Consider the following 17,813-nt stretch of genomic DNA (forward strand, 5'->3'; position numbering starts at 1 on the left):
CACTCACTCACAGCGAGTGCTAACGGACGTGCATATGTGGGGGAGCACCGGCTTCGTCAACCGGTGGAGCGGTGTTTGTCGAGAATGTTTCGCCACGACGCTCCCGCATCGTGCCGAGCCGTTCGTGCAGCCTGTATTGGCGCTATAATACGCGGCGTTTACTCGCGCGGGTCCATGCTCTAGCGAGAGCGCGATAGCGAGAAGGATCGAATGTGAAGCTGGTACGCGGCGCATGGAAATTGCTGGTCGGAATCAAGGACGCACTGGTCCTGGCGTTCATGCTGCTGTTCTTCGTCGCCTTGTTCGCGGCGCTGTCGTTCCGGCCGACACCTGCGGCGATCAGCGACGGCGCCCTGCTGATGGCGATCGACGGCACCGTCGTCGAGCAACCCCAGGAGCTCGACCCGTTCGCCGCACTCGGGGGAGCAGGCAGCGTGGCGAAGGAACACCGCGTCCGCGATCTCGTACGCGCGCTCGATGCGGCGCAGGACGATGACCGCGTCAAGGCGGTGGTGCTCGACCTCGACCGTTTCCTGGGAGGCTATCCCGCCGCGGTCGCCGACCTCGCCGAAGCGGTCGGGCGCGTCCGCGCCAGTGGCAAGCCGGTGCTGGCCTATGCCACGGCCTATACCGATTCAGGCTATCTGGTCGCGGCGCATGCCAGCGAAGTGTGGGTCAATCCGTTCGGCGGTGCGCTGTTCACCGGCCCCGGCGGATCGCAGCTCTATTACAAGGGGTTGATCGACCGGCTCGGCGTCACCGCGCATGTCTATCGCGTCGGCCAGTTCAAGGCGGCGGTCGAACCCTATACCCGCAGCGATCAGTCGCCCGAGGCGCGCGCCGCCAACGAGGCGCTCTATGGCGCGATCTTCGGCCAGTGGCGCGAACGCATCGCGCGCGCCCGGCCCAAGGCCGACATCGCGCCGTTCCTCGCACGGCCGGATCAGGTGATCCGGGCGGCGAACGGCAACATCGCGCAGGCGAACCTGTCGGCCGGTCTGGTCGACAAGCTCGGCGACCGGGTCGCGTTCGGCAAGCGCGTCGCCGAGATCGCGGGCATCGACACGGCGAAGTCGGCGGGTACGTTCAAGGCGATCCCGATGAAGCGCTGGATCGCGGCCAATCCTGTGCCGACCGCCGGCGACGCGATCGGCGTCGTCACCATCGCGGGCGAGATCGTCGATGGCGAGGCCGATCCCGGCACCGCGGGCGGCGATACCGTGGCCAAGCTGCTGCTCGACGGGCTCGCCAAGAAGAACCTCAAAGCGCTGGTCGTCCGCGTCGATTCGCCGGGTGGATCGGTGCTGGCGTCCGAGCAGATCCGCCAGGCGATCCTGCAGGCCAAGGCGCAGGGGCTGCCGGTGGTCGTCTCGATGGGCTCGTTGGCGGCGTCGGGCGGATATTGGGTATCGACGCCCGGCGACGTGATCTTTGCCGAGCCCAACACGATCACCGGCTCGATCGGGGTATTCGGCCTGTTGCCGACGTTTGAGAACACGCTCGCTAAGATCGGCGTGACGTCGGACGGCGTGCAGACGACTCCGCTGTCGGGGCAGCCCGATATATTCGGCGGCACCAATGCGCAGCTCGACGCGATCCTGCAGTCGGGAGTGGAGAATGCCTATGCCCGCTTCATCGGGCTGGTCGCACAGACCCGCAAGATGACGCCGCAGCGCGTCGACCAGATCGCGCAGGGGCGGGTGTGGGACGGCGGCACGGCGCGCCAGCTGGGGCTGGTCGATCGCTTCGGCGGCCTCGACGATGCGGTGCGCGAGGCGGCGGTGCGCGCCAAGCTGGACCCCGCCAAGGTCCATGCGGTGTATCTCGACAAGGAACCGAGCGTCGCCGCGCAATTCGCGCAGATGTTCGCCGACAGCGAGGAAGAGGATGGCGACCGTGTCGATGAAGCGTCGCTCGACATTTTTTCGCGATTGGCAGGCGACCGGCGGATGCTGGCGGCGCAGGTATTGGGAGATATCCGCCGGCTGACGACGGCATCGGCGGTGCAGGCGCGGTGCCTGGCATGCGCGGGGATGGGGCCTGCGCAGGCCGATCGCCGTGATGTGCGGTTGCTGGATGTGCTGATGGCGAAGCTGAGCCTGTGATCGCGATCCGCTCCGCGCGCGCCGAGGATGCCGCCGCGATCGCCGCAATCTATGCGCCGTTCGTCCAGGGCGGCACGGTGTCGTTCGAAACCGACGCGCCCGACACCCGCGCGATGCGCAGCCGCATGACGGCGAGCGATGGCCTCTACCCCTGGATCGTCGCGACCAACGGCGATGCGGAGGGCGGCGTGCTCGGCTATGCCTATGCCACGCGGTTTCGCGATCGCCCGGCCTATCGTTACGTGGTCGAAACGTCGATCTACATGGCGGGCGATGCGCAGCGGCAGGGGGCCGGGCGGCTGCTCTACGAAGCGCTCGTCGACACCTTGCGCGCGCAGGGCTTTACCCAGGCGATCGGCGTGATCTCGCTCCCCAACGAAGCGTCGATCACGCTCCACGAACAGACCGGCTTTCGCCGCGCCGGCGTGTACCGCGAAATCGGGTTCAAGATGGGGCGCTGGATCGACGTCGGCTATTGGCAGTGCGTGCTCAATGCCAGCGCCGTGCCGCCGGTCGAACCGCGGCCGTTCAGCGCGGTGGGGGTGGTTCGCGACTGACGTCGGCCGGTTCGTCCCGCCGGCCCCGATAGGCGGGCAGCGCCAGCCGATAGCGGATCGCCATCCCGCGCAGTGCGAACCCCGCCACCGCCGCGATCGGGGCGGCAAGGACCGGGGCGACGCCGATCTCGCGCATCGCGATGTAGCTGAACGATGAAAGCGCGGCGGCGGTCACGTACAGCTCCGGCCGCATCAGGATCGATGGCTCGCCCGCCAGCATGTCACGGATGATGCCGCCCGTGCACGCGGTGATGACGCCCATCATCGCGGCGGGGACGGGCGGGATGCCGAAGCTGTACGCCTTGGCCGCGCCGAACACCGCATAGGCGGCGAGCCCGAAGGCATCGAGCCAGTCGAACACTGCGTCCGACCACCAGCGCTCGGGCGTGACCCATGCCAGCGCCGCCGCGCCGAGGCAGATCGCCGCGAAATTACGATCCTGAACCCAGAACACCGGCGCGTCGATGAGGAGGTCGCGGATCGTCCCGCCGCCGACCCCGGTGACGAGAGCGAAGAACGCCGCGGTGACGAACGTCTGCTGCCGCCGCGTCGCCGCCAGCGCCCCGGTGATCGCGAACACCCCGATCCCGAACCAGTCGAGCCAGGGGAGGAAGGTGCCGAACTGCCAGGCGGGTTGCATGGGGTGCCTGTAGCGGCCCATCGCCACGAGGCAAGCGTCAAGAATATGTTGACGAACGGCCGTCAATGTTGCATTGACGCGTGGTCAGTAGACAATCGAATGGAGCGACGATGGAAATGAAGCAGGAGCGGACGCTGCGTGAGCATGTCGCGTATCTGGCGATCGACTGGAACGAGCGCGAAGGACAGCATTTTGCTGGCGCGGACGCTGCCGAGTTCGGTGCGATGGTGACCACAGCTCATGTCATTCACGACGAGGCGCGGATCGCGCTGCAACGCTGGATCGACGCGGCGCGCCGTGCGGGCATGAGCTGGGCCGAGATTGGCGGATTGATCGGTATCAGCAAGCAGGCGGCCCAGCAGCGCTTCGGCGGAAAGACCGACGGTCCGGCTGCCGAGGGCGAACTGATCGAGATCGGCGGGATGACCGCGTTCAACGAGGAGAGCGAGTTGGCGCGCGCCGGCCGCGACGGGCTTGAATTGGCCGGCGTGGGCTTCCTGCGGCTGTGGTTGAGCCGGAGCGACCGGCGCTGGGAGTATCGCCGCGTCACGGCATTGTCGCCTGTCGCCGCGCTGCGCCAGGTCAGCGGACCGGGCTGGCAGCACGCTGCTTCCTGGTTCCCGTTTCATTATCTGAAGCGCGAAATACCGGATGCGTGAGGACGGCGCGTCCGACACAGGCAAAGCCAGTGCCGTCGGTCGGCGCAGTAGCACCGCCGGCCGGTCTGAGCCGGAGTTTGCTCAAAATCAGCTGCGCTGATTTCTTGCCGGCTCAAACGTGGATCGGCTTGCCCCGCACCGCCATCGCCGCTTCCTTGAGCGCCTCCGAATGCGTCGGATGCGCGTGGCAGGTGTAGGCGATGTCCTCGCTGGTCGCGCCGAACTCCATCGCCTGCGTCGCCTGCGCGATCATCGTGCCGGCGACCGAGGTGATGATCCACACGCCGAGCACGCGGTCGCTGTCGGCGTCGGAGATGATCTTCACGAAGCCGTCGGGTTCGTGGTTGGTCTTGGCGCGGCTGTTGCCTGCCATCGGGAACTTGCCGACCTTGATCTCGCCCTTTTCGCGGGCCGCTTCCTCGGTCAGTCCGACGCCGGCGATCTCGGGCATGGTGTAGACAACCGACGGGATCAGGTCGTGATTGACGATGCCGGTCTGCCCGGCGATGTTCTCGGCGACCGCGATCCCTTCGTCCTCGGCCTTGTGCGCGAGCATCAGCCCGGGCGCGACGTCGCCGATCGCCCAGATGCCGTCCACCTTCGTCGCAAGATCATGGTCGACCTCGACCTGGCCGCGCTGGTTGGTGGAGAGCCCGGCCGCTTCGAGGTTCAGGCCGTCGGTGTTGGGCCTGCGGCCGATCGCGACGAGGACGTTGTCGGCCTCGAGCGCCTGCGCCTCGCCGCCCTTCGCCGGTTCGACCGTCACCGTCGCCTTGTCGCCGTTCACCGCGACGCCGGTGACCTTGGTGCCCGTCTTGAACTCGATGCCCTGTTTCTTGAACAGCTTGAGCGCTTCCTTGCGCACGTCGCCGTCGAAGCCGGGCAGGATCTGGTCGAGATATTCGACGACGGTGACCTTGGCGCCCAGCCGCCGCCAGATGCTGCCCATCTCCAGCCCGATGACACCGCCGCCGATGACGACGAGATGTTTGGGCACCCGGGAAAATTCGAGCGCGCCGGTGGAATCGACGACGACCTTCTGGTCGACCTCGACACCGGGCAACGGCGTGACCGACGACCCGGTGGCGATGACGATGTCCTTGGCGGTCACCTTGCGGTCGCCGACCGACACGGTGGTCGCATCGACGAAGCTGGCGCGGCCCTTGAGCCATTCGACCTTGTTCTTCTTGAACAGGAATTCGATCCCGCCGGTCAGCCCCTTGACCGCATCGAGCCGCTGCGCGTGCATCGCGGCTAGATCGAGTTCGGGCGTTACCTTGATCCCCATCTTGGCCATCGCGCCATTGGCGGCGGCGTCGAAATATTCCGAAGCGTGCAGCATCGCCTTGGACGGGATGCAGCCGACATTGAGGCAGGTGCCGCCCAGCGTCTCGCGGCTCTCGACGCACGCGACGCGCAGGCCGAGCTGCGCAGCGCGGATCGCCGCGACATAGCCGCCGGGTCCGGCGCCGATCACCAGAACGTCATAGTCGTAGTCAGCCATTACCAAACCTTTTTCCGTGCTCCGGCGCAGGCCGGAGCGTTGGCCTCACGCGATAATCTCGCCGTAGAGATCTTTCCACCCAGGGTTGTGCTCTTCGATCAGCCGCAACTTCCAGGCCCGCTTCCATTTCTTCATTCGGTACTCGCACGCGCGGGCTTCCTGCAGGTCGTCATAATATTCGTACCAGACGAGCAGCGTGCAACCCTTGTCCTTCGAATGCCCGTCGAACAGCTTGTTGCGGTGCTGAAAAGCTCGCTGCACGAGATTGCTCGTTACTCCCAGATAGGTCTGTCCGCGGCGATGATTGGCCATGAGGTCGACGTAACCGCGCTTCATCCTGTTCCATCCAGCGCTCCGGCCTGCGCCGGAGCACGATGACGCTAGAGGTCGATCAGGATCCGCGTTGGATCCTCGATCGCATTCTTGAGCGCGACGAGGAACGTCACCGCCTCGCGGCCGTCGATCAGGCGGTGGTCGTAGCTGAGCGCCAAATACATCATCGGGCGCACCACGACCTGCCCATCGACCACCACGGCGCGGTCCTCGATGCGGTGGAGGCCGAGCACCGCCGACTGCGGCGGATTGATGATCGGGGTCGACATCAGCGATCCGAACACGCCGCCGTTCGAGATGGTGAAGGTGCCGCCCTTCATCTCTTCCATCTTGAGGCTGCCATCCTTGGCGCGTCGGCCGAAATCGCCGATCGTCTTTTCGACCTGCGCCACGCTCATCTTGTCGGCATCGCGGATTACCGGGACCACCAGGCCCTGCGGCGCGGACACCGCGACCGAAATGTCGGCATAGTCGTGATAGACGATCTCGTCGCCGTCGATCTGCGCGTTGACGCTGGGGATGTCCTTGAGCGCCATGCACGCGGCCTTCACGAAGAAGCCCATGAAGCCGAGCTTCACGCCATGCTTCTTCTCGAACAGCTCCTTGTACTTGGCGCGCGCCTCGATCACCGCGGTCATGTCGACATCGTTGAAGGTGGTGAGCAGCGCGGCGGTGTCCTGCGCTTCCTTCAACCGCTTGGCGATGGTCTGGCGCAGCCGCGTCATGCGGACGCGTTCCTCGAGCCGCTCGCCGCCGGTCGCCGGTGCGGCAGTGGCAGCAGGTGCCGGGGTGGGGGCAGGGGCGGCTGGCTTGGCCGAGGCGGCGGCGACGACGTCATCCTTGGTGATGCGGCCGTCCTTGCCCGATCCCTTGATCGTGGCCGGATCGACGCCGTGTTCGAGGATGGCGCGGCGCACCGACGGCGACAGCGCGGCGGCATCGACATTGGCGGGCGCTTCGGCAGTTGGCTCGCTCGGCGTCGGGGCGGGCGCAGGTCCAGCCGCCTGCTCCTGCGGGCTGGTGGTCGACGCCGGGGCGGGGGCCTCGGCCTGCTTGGGTGCGGCATCCCCCGCCTCGATCGACGCGATCACCGCGCCGACATTGACGGTATCGCCCGGCTGGACCTTGTGCTCGCCCATCGTCCCCGCGACCGGGGAGGGCACTTCGACCGACACCTTGTCGGTTTCGAGCGACGCGATCGGCTCGTCGGCGGCGACTGCGTCGCCCGGCTGCTTCAGCCATTCGCCGAGCGTCGCTTCGGTGATCGATTCGCCCAGCGTCGGGACGGTGACTTCGGTTGCCATGGCAATTCCTTTCGGGACGTCGCTGCGTCGCAAGATGGGGTCAGGTGCCGGGCTTGCCAGCGGTTTTGGCGTCTTCGCTTTTGCGCGCACGCCGGATTTCGCCTCGCACGCTGTGGCCGAGCGCATCGGCGACGAGCGCGCCCTGTTCGGCCTGATGGCGCTTCATCAGGCCGGTCGCGGGCGATGCCGCGGCGGCGCGCCCGGCATAGCGCGGCCGAGCGATGCGGCAATCGGCGGCGGCGAGCGCTTCCTCGATCAGGGGTTCGACGAAGAACCAGTAGCCGTTGTTCTTCGGTTCCTCCTGCGCCCACACCACTTCCTCGAGATTGGGCATCCGCGCCAGCCGCTTGGCCAGCGGTTCGCCGGGGAAGGGATAGAGCTGCTCGATCCGCACGATCTGGGTGTTGCGGTCGCCCGCCGCGTCGCGCGCCTCGATCAGGTCGTAGGCGACCTTGCCGGTGCACAGCACCAGCCGCTTCGTCTCGGCATCCGCGGCACCGCCGGTGTCCGACAGGATGCGCATGAAGTGGCTGTCGCCCTGGAACTCACTCGCCTTCGACACCGCCAGCTTGTGCCGCAGCAGCGACTTCGGGGTCATCACCACCAAAGGCTTGCGGAAATTCCGGTGCATCTGGCGGCGCAGCAGGTGGAAATAATTGGCCGGCGTGGTGCAGTTGGCGACCTGCATGTTATCCTGCGCACACAATTGCAGGAAGCGTTCGGGCCGCGCCGAGCTATGCTCGGGTCCCTGGCCTTCATAGCCGTGCGGGAGCAGCATGACGAGGCCGTTGGCGCGCAGCCACTTCGCCTCGCCCGACGCGATGAACTGGTCGATCATGATCTGCGCGCCGTTGACGAAGTCGCCGAACTGCGCCTCCCACAGCACCAGCGTCTTCGGGTCGGCGAGCGCATAGCCATATTCGAAGCCGAGCACGCCATATTCGCTCAAGGGGCTGTCGAGCACCTCGAAACAGCCATGCGGGATTTCGCGCAAGGGCACGAACTTGCGCTCGCTCGTCTGGTCGACCCACACCGCGTGCCGCTGGCTGAAGGTACCGCGACCCGAATCCTGGCCCGACAGACGCACACCATAGCCTTCGGACAGGAGCGATCCGAACGCCAGCGCCTCGCCGGTCGCCCAGTCGAAATTCTCGCCGCTTGCGAACATCTGCCGCTTGGCATCGAGAACGCGCGCGAGCGTCTTGTGGATTTCGAGATCGCCGGGGACTTCGGTCAGCGTGCGCCCGAGCGAATCGAACAATTTCGGCTCGATCCCGGTCTCGACGCTGCGGCGAGCGGTCTCGGGGTCGACTGGGATGTGCAGCCCCGACCAGCGGCCTGCGAACCAGTCGGCCTTGTTGGGCTTGTAGCTCGTGGCACTGTCGAACTCGCCTTCGAGCAGCTTGGTGAACTCGCCCACCTTGTTCGCGATGAAATCGCTCGCGATGACCTTCTGCTCGACCAGCTTCTTGCCATAGACTTCGCTGACCGGCGGATGCTGCTTGATCCGCGCGTACATCAGCGGCTGGGTGAAGCTGGGCTCGTCACCCTCATTATGGCCGAAGCGCCTGTAGCACCACATGTCGATGACGATGTCGCGGTGGAATTTCTGGCGGAACTCGATCGCCATCTTGCATGCGAAGGTCACCGCTTCGGGATCGTCGCCATTGACGTGGAAGATCGGCGCCTGGACGCCTTTGGCGACATCGGACGGATAGGGCGACGACCGCGCGAACTGGGGCGAGGTGGTGAAGCCGACCTGGTTGTTGACGATGAAGTGGATGCAGCCGCCGGTATTGTAGCCGCGCACGCCGGAGAAGCCGAGGCATTCCCACACCACGCCTTGCCCTGCGAACGCCGCATCGCCGTGGATCAGCACCGGCAGCACCTGCTGATGGTCGTCCAGGTCGTCGCGCACCGTCTGGATCGCGCGCGCCTTGCCGAGCACGACCGGATCGACCGCCTCCAGATGGCTGGGGTTGGCGACCAGCGACATGTGGACGTTGATCCCGTCGAACTCGCGGTCGGTCGAGGTGCCGAGATGATATTTGACGTCGCCCGATCCGCCGATGTCGTCGGGGTTGGCCGATCCGCCGGCGAATTCGTGGAAGATCACGCGCAGCGGCTTGGCAAGCACGTTCGCAAGGACGTTCAGGCGCCCGCGATGCGCCATGCCATAGACGATCTCGCGCACGCCCATCGCGCCGCCATATTTGATGATCGATTCGAGCGCAGGGACCATCGCCTCGCCGCCGTCGAGGCCGAACCGCTTGGTCCCGACATATTTGCGGCCGAGGAACTTCTCCCACTGCTCGGCTTCGATCACCTTGGATAGGATCGCTTTCTTGCCCTCGGGCGTGAAGTCGATCGCCTTGTCCTTGCCCTCCATGCGCTCCTGCAGGAACCGGCGTTCCTCGACATCGGAGATGTGCATGTATTCGAGGCCGACATTGCCGCAATAATTGGCGCGCAGGATATTGACGAGCTCGCGGATCGTCGCGGTCTGCAGCCCGAGCGTTCCGCCCAGATAGATCGGCCGGTCGATGTCGCTGTCGGGAAAGCCGTGATATTCGGTGCGCAGATCCTCGGGCATCTCGCGCTTGGTGAGGCCGAGCGGGTCGAGATTGGCGGCGAGATGCCCGCGCACGCGATAGGTACGGATCAGCATCATCGCGCGGATCGAATCGCCCGCCGCCTTGGCGATTTCGTCGGACGAGGGGGCCGGGGCGGCAGGCTTGGGTGAGGCACCGGGCTTTACGGGCTTGGGCGCAGGCTCCATCTGCGTCGGATCGAGCGCGGCGGTGAGCGCATCGGTGTCGGCCAGCGGCCAGTTGGCGCGCGCCCAGCTCGGCCCGGTGGCGGTCGATTCAAGCCCTTCGAACCATTGCCGCCACCCGGCCTCGACCGAATCGGGATCGGACTTGAACCGCGCATAGAGCGATTCGATGAAGGCGGGGCTGACGCCGCCGGCGATCTCGGTGAAATCCTGACCTTCGAAACCCATTGTCCACCTCACATGCCGCTCGCTACCGGAGCGGCTTAACGCTTGAGCACCTCGACCAGCGTCGAACCCAGTTCCGATGGCGACGCGGCGACGGTGATGCCTGCCGCCTCCATCGCCGCGATCTTGTCCTCGGCGCCGCCCTGGCCACCCGACACGATCGCGCCGGCATGCCCCATGCGGCGCCCGGGCGGCGCGGTGCGGCCGGCGATGAAGCCGACCATCGGTTTACTGCGCCCGCGCTTCGCCTCGTCGGCGAGGAACTGCGCCGCTTCCTCTTCCGCAGAGCCGCCGATCTCGCCGATCATGATGATAGAGGTCGTCGCCTCGTCGGCCAGGAACAGCTCGAGCACGTCGATGAAGTTGGTGCCGTTGACCGGATCGCCGCCGATGCCGACCGCGGTGGTCTGGCCCAGGCCGGCATTGGTCGTCTGGAACACCGCCTCATAGGTCAGCGTGCCCGAGCGGCTGACCACCCCGACCGATCCCTTCGAAAAGATGCTGCCGGGCATGATCCCGATCTTGCATTCGCCGGGAGTCAGCACGCCCGGACAGTTCGGCCCGATCAGCCGCGACTTCGAACCCGACAGCGCGCGCTTGACCTTGACCATGTCGAGCACCGGGATGCCTTCGGTGATCGTCACGATCAGCGGTACTTCAGCATCGATCGCCTCGAGGATCGAATCGGCAGCAAAGGGCGGCGGGACGTAGATCACGCTGGCGGTCGCCTGCGTCTTCGCCACCGCCTCGGCCACCGTGTCGAACACCGGCAGGCCGAGATGCGTGGTGCCGCCCTTGCCCGGCGTCACCCCGCCGACCATCGCCGTGCCATAGTCCAATGCCTGCTGCGTATGAAACGTGCCGGTCTCGCCGGTCATCCCCTGCGTGATGACCCGGGTCGAAGCGTTGACGAGGATGCTCATACGGTGCGTCGTTCCTTATTCCACCTGACCATCGCGATGATCAGCGACACCAGACTGCCGAACCAAAACGGCATGAAAGCCAACAGAATGTAGCCGTGCGGGCCAAGGCCAACGACCCACAAGAAGAGTACCGACAGGCCAGGCCAGGCCAGGCGAATGCGATCCACAATGCCGTCCTCGCCCTGGCCCATCGCAGCGCGGCCAGCCCGGGCAGCGCGCCGACGAGGCCGCACGCGGCGAAGAACGCCAGATCGCTCAAGGGTTAGCCAAGCGACCCGTCGATGCCCTTGCACGCCACCAGCAATTCCTTGACCGCGGCGACCGAGGTGTCGAAATTGGCCTTGGCCTCGCCCTTCAATTCGATCTCGACGATGCGCTCGACGCCACCTGCGCCGATCACGATCGGCACGCCGACATAGAGATCATCGACGCCGTACTGGCCGGTGAGGTGCGCCGCGCAGGGGAGCAGGCGCTTCTTGTCCTTGAGATAGCTCTCCGCCATCGCGATCGCCGAGGTCGCGGGTGCGTAGAAGGCCGAGCCGGTCTTCAAGAGCCCGACGATCTCGCCGCCGCCCGAACGGGTGCGTGCGACGATCGCGTCGATGCGCTCCTGCGTCGACCAGCCCATCTTGATGAGATCAGGGACGGGGATGCCCGCGACGGTCGAATATTCGATCACCGGCACCATCGTGTCGCCATGGCCGCCGAGCACGAACGCGGTGACGTCCTCGACCGAAACCTGGAATTCCTCGGCGAGGAAGTGGCGGAAACGCGCACTGTCGAGCACGCCGGCCATGCCGACGACCTTTTGATGCGGCAGGCCGGAGAATTCGCGCAGCGCCCAAACCATCGCGTCGAGCGGGTTGGTGATGCAGATCACAAACGCATCGGGGGCGTATTGCGCGATGCCCTCGCCGACCGCCTTCATGACCTTTAGGTTGATGCCGAGCAGGTCGTCGCGGCTCATCCCCGGCTTGCGCGGGATGCCGGCGGTGACGATGCAGACGTCGGCGCCCGCGATGTCCTCATAGCTGTTCGCGCCCTTGAGGTTCGCGTCGAAGCCCTCGACCGGGCCGGACTGGGCGAGGTCGAGCGCCTTTCCCTGCGGAATACCCTCGGCGATGTCGAACAGGACGATGTCGCCCAGTTCCTTCATCGCAGCGAGGTGGGCGAGCGTGCCGCCGATCATGCCGGAGCCGATCAACGCGATCTTCTTGCGAGCCATGTAATCTCCCTGGGCGAAAGGACGCGGGACCCATGCTCGAACCCGCAAAACGCAGGCGCAGTACGCCTATTGCGTTAACGGCACAACCATGTGCGCCAACTATCTTTGCAACTAATTCGCAAGTGCGTTAAGGAGCGAGCGCGAACGCTGCCGCTGCGGCAACCGCGCTTTCGTCGGGCTGGACGCCGGTATAGAGCACGAACTGTTCGCGGCCTTGCAGCACCAGCACCGCATCGCCGGTGATGACCCGCTTGCCCGCCGCGCGCGCGGCTGCGACGAATGGCGTCTCGACCGGGATGGCGACGACATCGAACACGATCGTGGCGGCATCGATCGCGGATTGCGGAAACGCCAGCGCCTGCGCTTCAGATCCGCCGGCCATGCCGACCGGAGTGGCATTGATCAGCATGGCAGTGCCCGCAGGGGTTTCGGCGGCGTACGCGTATCCGAGCTTGTCGGCGAGCGCCCGGCCGGTCGCGGAATTGCGCGCGACGATTGTGCCGCGGGTGTAGCCGTGATCGGCCAGCGCCGATGCGACCGCCTTGGCCATGCCGCCCGCGCCTGCCAGCGCGAACGCGGTATCGCGGGGCACGGCGTGCTGCTCCATCAGGGCGACGATCGCCAGATAATCGGTGTTGTAGCCGGTCAGACGACCATCGTCGTTGACGATGGTGTTCACCGCTTCGATCGCCGCCGCCGAGGGATCGATCGCATCGAGCAGCGGGATCACCGCTTCCTTGAACGGCATCGAGATCGCGCACCCGCGGATGCCGAGCGCACGGATGCCGCGCACCGCGCCCTCAATATCGTCGGATGCGAACGCCTTGTAGACGAAGTCGAGCCCGAGCGCGTCGTAGAGATGGTTCTGGAAGCGCGTGCCGAAATTGCCGGGCCGCGCCGACAGCGACATGCACAATTTGGTGTCGCGGGTGATCGCCAGCTTGCTCATGCGTCGTCCTCGCTGCCGTGGCCGAGCGCGAGATATGCCTCCGACCGCATCTCGTTCAACCGGCTGACGGTACGTTCGAATTCGAAACTGCCGTCGCCGCGCGTATAGAGTTGCTCGGGCGCGGCATCGGCGGCGGCGAGCAGCTTGACCTTATGCTCGTACAGCGTGTCGATCAGCGTGACGAAGCGGGCCGCTTCGTTGCGGTTCTCTGGCCCGAGGCGCGGGATGCCGACGAGGATGACGGTGTGGAAGCGCCGCGCAATCGCAAGGTAATCGGGCGCGCCGCGCGCCTCGCCGCACAGCCGCCTGAAGCTGAATACCGCGACGCCCTTGAGGCATTTGGGGACGTGCAGCATCCGCCCGCCGCCGACATCCATCTCGCAGACCGGGACGTGCGCGCGATCCTCGACCGGATAGTCGGTCAAGCGGAAGAATGCCGCCGACAGCGCGGCGGTCGCTTCTGGCCCGTTGGGCACCAGCCAGGTGTCGATGCGGCCGAGCCGATCCATGCGGTAATCGGTCGGACCATTGAGCGCAACGACGTCCGTGCGCTGTTCGATCAGGTCGATGAACGGCAGGAAATGCTCGCGATTGAGGCCGTCCTTGTAGAGATCGGCAGGGGGCCGGTTCGACGTCGCGACCAGCGTCAGACCGTGATCGAGCATCGCGGTGAACAGCCGCGACACGATCATCGCGTCGGCGGAGTTGGTCACGATCATCTCGTCGAACGCCAGCAGCCGGGTCTCGCCGACCATCGCCGCCGCCACCGGTGCGATCGGATCGCCGCTTTCCTTGCGCCGCTCCTCGTGCAGGCGAGCATGGACCTCGAGCATGAAGGCGTGGAAATGGACGCGGCGCTTTCGACCGATGCGCAATTGGTCGAAGAACAGGTCCATCAGCATCGACTTGCCGCGCCCGACGCCGCCCCACAGATAGATGCCGCGCGGCGGATCGGGCGCCTTGCCCAGCATGTTCCACAGCAAGCTGCCGCGCCTGGGCGTCGCTTCGAGCTCGGCGGCAAGCGTGTCGAGCCGCTGCGCCGCGGCCGCCTGTTCGGGATCGGCGCGCAGTTCGCCGCGCTTGACCAGCGCGTCGTAGCACGCACGTACGCGGCTCACCGCGCCGCGCTCGGCTTGCGCGCGGTGCAGGTGAAGCTGGCGCAGGTGGTCCACTCGCTGCCCGTGTCCTGTGCGATCAGCCCGCGCACGAAGAACAACCGTCCGGTTTCGCGCAGCAGTTCGATGCGCGCCTCGATCGGCCGGGCCGCATCGGCGCCCGCGACGAATTGCGCCGACAGGTCGATCGTCGACGATCCGCCCGCCGCGATGCCGAATGCACGCGCTGCAGCGAACACCGCCACATCCATGAAGCCGAGCAATGCGCCGCCGTGAACATGATCGCGCAGGTTCGAATGCCGGCGGGTCGGGTCCATCCGCACGCGGGCGATGCCGTCGTCGATGCGCACCGCGATCGGGCCGAGCGTGGCGTTGAAGCGGGTGGAATCGACCATTTCCCAGCGGTGCCAGCCGGGATGATCGGAGTCTTCGGTGTAGCGGAAGGGAGAGGGGTGCTGTTCGTTCAAACCGATGCCGTTCGTGCCGAGCGAAGTCGAGACACCTTTCCGCGCATGGCGAGTAGGTCTCGGCTGCGCACGGCAACGTCCCCCGACTTCGCTCGGGACGAACGGGAGTGGATCAAGGTCCTCAAACCACCCGTTCGGCTTCCATCTTCTTGATCTCGGCGATCGCCTTGGCGGGATTGAGGCCCTTGGGACACGCGTTGGCGCAGTTCATGATCGTGTGGCAGCGGTACAGGCGGAACGGGTCTTCCAGTTCGTCCAGCCGCTCGCCGGTCATCTCGTCGCGGCTGTCGGCCAGCCAGCGATAGGCCTGGAGCAGGATCGCCGGCCCCAGGAACTTGTCGCTGTTCCACCAATAGCTGGGACACGACGTCGAACAGCACGCGCACAGGATGCATTCGTACATGCCGTCCAGCTTGGCGCGATCCTCGGGCGACTGGAGCCGCTCCTTGCCGGAGGGCGGCGGCGTGACGGTCTGCAGCCAGGGCTTGATCGACGCATATTGCGCATAGAAATGGGTGAAGTCGGGAACGAGATCCTTGATCACATCCATATGCGGCAAGGGGGTGATGCGGACCTCCCCCTTGATGTCGTCGAGCGCCGTCGTGCAGGCGAGGCCGTTCTTGCCGTCGATGTTCATCGAGCACGAGCCGCAGATGCCCTCGCGGCATGAACGGCGGAAGGTGAGCGAGGGATCGGCATCGGCCTTTGCCTTGATCAGCGCGTCGAGCACCATCGGCCCGCAATCGTCCTGATCGATCTCGAACGTGTCGTAGCGCGGATTGTCGCCGCTATCAGGATCGTAGCGATAGATTTTTAGCTTCTTGACGCGCTTGGCGCCCGCCGGCGCAGGGTGAACCTTGCCTTTTTTGGAAATGACGCTGTTCTTGGGCAGGCTGAATTCGGCCATGTTCACTCTCGATTTGCGGCTCGGTCCGATGTGGCGCGCTGGGCACCCCAGTCAAGGTTGCGGGTCAGATACATGACCGACGCCAGCGCCGCAAACAGCAACAGCGATCCGATCAGCAGCGAATAGGCCTCGAGGCTGAGCAGGACGTACAGCACGGCATAAAGCGCCACCAGCAGCCCGGCGATATAGCCGGCGCGCCGCCTGCTGCCGAGGACTGCCGCGGAATAGGCCGACAGCAACGCGACGATCGCCGCGCCCGCGACCAGATAGGCGGCAGTGAATCCAATCACTTCGGCAAAGGCGAGCAGCATCACGAAGAACAGCACCAGCCCGGCGCCGACCAGCAGATATTCCACCGCCGACACGCGCACTCCGGCGACGATGTCGAACAGCAGAAACGCCATGAAAGTGAAGCCGATGAACAGGAACCCGTATTTCACTGCGCGATTGACCTGGCTGTAGAGATCGACCGGAGTAACGAGCGTCACACGCGCTTCGTACTCACCCGCCGGCGCGTCGGCAGCCGTCCGGGCATAGGGGTTGCCAGGCGCAGCGGCGGGAGCGGCTTCGCCGGCATCGACCAGCGAACGGCCTAGCGCAAGGTTGCCGACGCGATATATTGCGCTGAAACCGTCCGAGCCGATCCGGTGCTGTGCAGGCAGGAAGCCGCCCTGGAAGCTGGGGTTCGCCCACGGCGACATCACCGTCCAGCGCGTATCGCCTGCGCGCGGCGCAAGCGTCAGCGATCCGTTGCCGCGAAACGCATAGGAAAAGTCGGCGATCAAGGGTGCGCCGCGGATCGGACTTGCGTCGAGCCACGCGAAGAAGCCGGAGCCGCCGCTTTCGGCAGGCCCCTTGCCCGGCTGGAGCGGACGGGAAACGCCGCTGATGGTGACGCGCGGCGGCGGGCCGAACAGTCCCTTGGCATCACTCAGGCCGAAGCGCAGTTCGGCGCGGTCATAGGCGAGGGCATCGGCAGTGACGCCAAATCGCGCCAGATCGGCGGGCAGGAGAAAGCGGGCGCGGCCTTGGGTGTTCGCCGAATAGACTACTGCCTCGTAGATTGAACGCTGGCGGCGCTCGGGCTGCACCTGCGATGCGATCTCGACGCGTTCGGGCGCCAGCACCAGTTCGCGCCAGACAGTGTTGGTACGCACCACCTGCCGCCCGCCTTCGGTGACGGTCTCGGTCGCCTGGGCCTGATAGGGGATGACGAGAGTCGGCCCGGCGATCGTCTGAGGACCACCCCAACCCTCGGCGATGGAGGCGCGCGCAGTCGCCGACTGGTTTTCCCGATCGTAGACAAGCAGATAGACGGTAAAGAGCGGGATCGCGAGCAGCGCGCCGATCAGAATCGCGAAAGCGAGCTTCATCCCCGGCGTGCGTTCGGTGGTGGGATCGCGCATCGGCCTGGCTCCGTCGGTGACCTGTGGCATGCCATAGGTGCGCCGATCGCCGCGTCAATCGGCGATGCGATCAGATGACGTCGAGCACCAGTCCCAGGTCGCGCGCCTCTTCTGCTTCGATATACCAGTTTTCGGGCGCGCGCCGCACCAGCTCGTCGAAGTCGACCTTCGACCCCCTGACCAGTGCCTGGAAGCCCTCTTCCTCGATCTGGATCGAATGCTCGATCTCGTGCAGGCTGGCCTTGAGCGTGGCGGTGCACGTCTTGAGCGGTCCCGACAGGTCGATCTGCTTGCTGATGTTGCGCTCGTGGATCATGATCCGCGTGCCTTTGGTCAGAAAGCGCTTGTCGACCGGGAACGCCGCCATGAACGTCGATCCTGCCGAATAGACCGCAACCTTGCCGAGGAACAGCGCATCGCGGCCGGTATAGTCGCGCAGCAGCCGGATCTCGTCGCCCATAAGCCGCGCGACCTCGGGATCACCGCCCAGCGTGCAGATGGTGACGACCAGCGGGCCGTCGGCGGGCGCCTTGGCGATCTGTTCGCAGAAGCTGGCATACATCGCATAATCGACGGTTCCCGATAGCTTGACATGCGGGGCTGCGAGCAGCGGATAGTGGGTGGCGTGCGGCGAAGTGGTCATGCTGAGCGCAAAGCCGCCGGAGCAATGATAGTTCCGCGGACTTTCTTTTTCGCAACAAGGATCGACCGCGACCAG

17 protein-coding genes are annotated in these 17,813 nt (G+C 65.9%); 3 read left to right on the forward strand and 14 right to left on the reverse strand.

Annotated features, from left to right (window positions below):
* Positions 1 to 212: 212 nt before the first annotated feature.
* Together sppA and FHY50_RS00700 are read left to right on the forward strand one after the other, a co-directional pair.
* Positions 213 to 2,105 carry a signal peptide peptidase SppA gene (gene sppA, locus FHY50_RS00695; RefSeq protein ID WP_140046473.1) on the forward strand — a complete coding sequence of 631 codons (1,893 nt, stop codon included), beginning with the start codon at positions 213 to 215 and terminating at the stop codon, positions 2,103 to 2,105.
* Positions 2,102 to 2,662 carry a GNAT family N-acetyltransferase gene (locus FHY50_RS00700; RefSeq protein WP_140046475.1) on the forward strand — a complete coding sequence of 187 codons (561 nt, stop codon included), beginning with the start codon at positions 2,102 to 2,104 and terminating at the stop codon, positions 2,660 to 2,662. Before sppA ends, FHY50_RS00700 begins: the two co-directional genes overlap by 4 nt.
* Here the strand turns inward: FHY50_RS00700 and FHY50_RS00705 are convergent.
* Positions 2,634 to 3,302 carry a trimeric intracellular cation channel family protein gene (locus tag FHY50_RS00705; protein WP_140046477.1) on the reverse strand — a complete coding sequence of 223 codons (669 nt, stop codon included), beginning with the start codon at positions 3,300 to 3,302 and terminating at the stop codon, positions 2,634 to 2,636. The genes FHY50_RS00700 and FHY50_RS00705 overlap by 29 nt on opposite strands.
* A 110-nt stretch (positions 3,303 to 3,412) precedes the next feature.
* Between FHY50_RS00705 and FHY50_RS00710 the strand changes: the two genes are divergently transcribed.
* Positions 3,413 to 3,961, forward strand: a complete 549-nt coding sequence (locus tag FHY50_RS00710; RefSeq protein ID WP_140046478.1) for a hypothetical protein — start codon at positions 3,413 to 3,415, stop codon at positions 3,959 to 3,961.
* A 112-nt stretch (positions 3,962 to 4,073) separates the two neighbouring features.
* Here the strand turns inward: FHY50_RS00710 and lpdA are convergent, their stop codons facing one another.
* From lpdA to FHY50_RS00775, 13 genes are all read right to left on the reverse strand, one after another.
* A complete protein-coding gene (lpdA, locus tag FHY50_RS00715; RefSeq protein WP_140046480.1) occupies positions 4,074 to 5,465 on the reverse strand; it encodes a dihydrolipoyl dehydrogenase in 1,392 nt (463 codons plus the stop codon).
* Positions 5,466 to 5,510: 45 nt separating this feature from the next.
* The gene (locus FHY50_RS00720; protein WP_140230963.1) at positions 5,511 to 5,777 is read right to left on the reverse strand and encodes a GIY-YIG nuclease family protein; all 267 of its coding nucleotides are present in this window, start codon (positions 5,775 to 5,777) and stop codon (positions 5,511 to 5,513) included.
* A gap of 68 nt (positions 5,778 to 5,845) precedes the next feature.
* Complete coding sequence (gene odhB / locus FHY50_RS00725) at positions 5,846 to 7,102, reverse strand: 2-oxoglutarate dehydrogenase complex dihydrolipoyllysine-residue succinyltransferase (protein ID WP_140046481.1); 1,257 nt, start codon at positions 7,100 to 7,102, stop codon at positions 5,846 to 5,848.
* A gap of 40 nt (positions 7,103 to 7,142) precedes the next feature.
* A complete protein-coding gene (locus FHY50_RS00730) occupies positions 7,143 to 10,106 on the reverse strand; it encodes a 2-oxoglutarate dehydrogenase E1 component (RefSeq protein WP_140046482.1) in 2,964 nt (987 codons plus the stop codon).
* A 35-nt stretch (positions 10,107 to 10,141) separates the two neighbouring features.
* Positions 10,142 to 11,026 carry a succinate--CoA ligase subunit alpha gene (gene sucD, locus FHY50_RS00735; RefSeq protein ID WP_140046483.1) on the reverse strand — a complete coding sequence of 295 codons (885 nt, stop codon included), beginning with the start codon at positions 11,024 to 11,026 and terminating at the stop codon, positions 10,142 to 10,144.
* On the reverse strand, positions 11,023 to 11,217 hold the full coding sequence (locus tag FHY50_RS00740) for a hypothetical protein (protein ID WP_140046485.1): 195 nt from the start codon (positions 11,215 to 11,217) through the stop codon (positions 11,023 to 11,025). Before FHY50_RS00740 ends, sucD begins: the two co-directional genes overlap by 4 nt.
* 71 nt (positions 11,218 to 11,288) lie before the next feature.
* Positions 11,289 to 12,251, reverse strand: a complete 963-nt coding sequence (gene mdh, locus FHY50_RS00745; protein ID WP_140046487.1) for a malate dehydrogenase — start codon at positions 12,249 to 12,251, stop codon at positions 11,289 to 11,291.
* 127 nt (positions 12,252 to 12,378) lie between these two features.
* Complete coding sequence (locus FHY50_RS00750) at positions 12,379 to 13,200, reverse strand: shikimate 5-dehydrogenase (RefSeq protein ID WP_140046489.1); 822 nt, start codon at positions 13,198 to 13,200, stop codon at positions 12,379 to 12,381.
* Positions 13,197 to 14,318, reverse strand: a complete 1,122-nt coding sequence (gene zapE / locus FHY50_RS00755) for a cell division protein ZapE (protein WP_140046491.1) — start codon at positions 14,316 to 14,318, stop codon at positions 13,197 to 13,199. Before zapE ends, FHY50_RS00750 begins: the two co-directional genes overlap by 4 nt.
* Entirely contained in the window at positions 14,315 to 14,710 is a 396-nt protein-coding gene (locus tag FHY50_RS00760) for a PaaI family thioesterase (protein WP_140046493.1), read from the reverse strand. Before FHY50_RS00760 ends, zapE begins: the two co-directional genes overlap by 4 nt.
* A gap of 193 nt (positions 14,711 to 14,903) precedes the next feature.
* Positions 14,904 to 15,689: a succinate dehydrogenase iron-sulfur subunit gene (locus FHY50_RS00765; protein ID WP_140046495.1), complete on the reverse strand. Its 786-nt coding sequence runs from the start codon at positions 15,687 to 15,689 to the stop codon at positions 14,904 to 14,906.
* Positions 15,690 to 15,691: 2 nt separating this feature from the next.
* On the reverse strand, positions 15,692 to 17,095 hold the full coding sequence (gene creD, locus FHY50_RS00770; RefSeq protein ID WP_140046497.1) for a cell envelope integrity protein CreD: 1,404 nt from the start codon (positions 17,093 to 17,095) through the stop codon (positions 15,692 to 15,694).
* A 70-nt stretch (positions 17,096 to 17,165) separates the two neighbouring features.
* Positions 17,166 to 17,738: an ATP-dependent Clp protease proteolytic subunit gene (locus tag FHY50_RS00775; protein ID WP_140046499.1), complete on the reverse strand. Its 573-nt coding sequence runs from the start codon at positions 17,736 to 17,738 to the stop codon at positions 17,166 to 17,168.
* Between the last annotated feature and the right edge of the window lie 75 nt (positions 17,739 to 17,813).

This window comes from Sphingomonas japonica (assembly GCF_006346325.1).
In the GTDB taxonomy this organism is placed as follows: domain Bacteria; phylum Pseudomonadota; class Alphaproteobacteria; order Sphingomonadales; family Sphingomonadaceae; genus Sphingomonas; species Sphingomonas japonica.

What these genes read in the sequence shown, in the direction of transcription:
- FHY50_RS00705 (WP_140046477.1), bottom strand. Translation starts at nt 3,302, where the DNA reads ATGCAACCCGCCTGGCAGTTCGGCACCTTCCTCCCCTGGCTCGACTGG.
- FHY50_RS00710 (WP_140046478.1), top strand. Translation starts at nt 3,413, where the DNA reads ATGGAAATGAAGCAGGAGCGGACGCTGCGTGAGCATGTCGCGTATCTG.
- lpdA (WP_140046480.1), bottom strand. Translation starts at nt 5,465, where the DNA reads ATGGCTGACTACGACTATGACGTTCTGGTGATCGGCGCCGGACCCGGC.
- FHY50_RS00720 (WP_140230963.1), bottom strand. Translation starts at nt 5,777, where the DNA reads ATGGCCAATCATCGCCGCGGACAGACCTATCTGGGAGTAACGAGCAAT.
- odhB (WP_140046481.1), bottom strand. Translation starts at nt 7,102, where the DNA reads ATGGCAACCGAAGTCACCGTCCCGACGCTGGGCGAATCGATCACCGAA.
- FHY50_RS00730 (WP_140046482.1), bottom strand. Translation starts at nt 10,106, where the DNA reads ATGGGTTTCGAAGGTCAGGATTTCACCGAGATCGCCGGCGGCGTCAGC.
- sucD (WP_140046483.1), bottom strand. Translation starts at nt 11,026, where the DNA reads ATGAGCATCCTCGTCAACGCTTCGACCCGGGTCATCACGCAGGGGATG.
- FHY50_RS00740 (WP_140046485.1), bottom strand. Translation starts at nt 11,217, where the DNA reads ATGGGCCAGGGCGAGGACGGCATTGTGGATCGCATTCGCCTGGCCTGG.
- mdh (WP_140046487.1), bottom strand. Translation starts at nt 12,251, where the DNA reads ATGGCTCGCAAGAAGATCGCGTTGATCGGCTCCGGCATGATCGGCGGC.
- FHY50_RS00750 (WP_140046489.1), bottom strand. Translation starts at nt 13,200, where the DNA reads ATGAGCAAGCTGGCGATCACCCGCGACACCAAATTGTGCATGTCGCTG.
- FHY50_RS00760 (WP_140046493.1), bottom strand. Translation starts at nt 14,710, where the DNA reads ATGGTCGATTCCACCCGCTTCAACGCCACGCTCGGCCCGATCGCGGTG.
- FHY50_RS00765 (WP_140046495.1), bottom strand. Translation starts at nt 15,689, where the DNA reads ATGGCCGAATTCAGCCTGCCCAAGAACAGCGTCATTTCCAAAAAAGGC.
- creD (WP_140046497.1), bottom strand. Translation starts at nt 17,095, where the DNA reads ATGCGCGATCCCACCACCGAACGCACGCCGGGGATGAAGCTCGCTTTC.
- FHY50_RS00775 (WP_140046499.1), bottom strand. Translation starts at nt 17,738, where the DNA reads ATGACCACTTCGCCGCACGCCACCCACTATCCGCTGCTCGCAGCCCCG.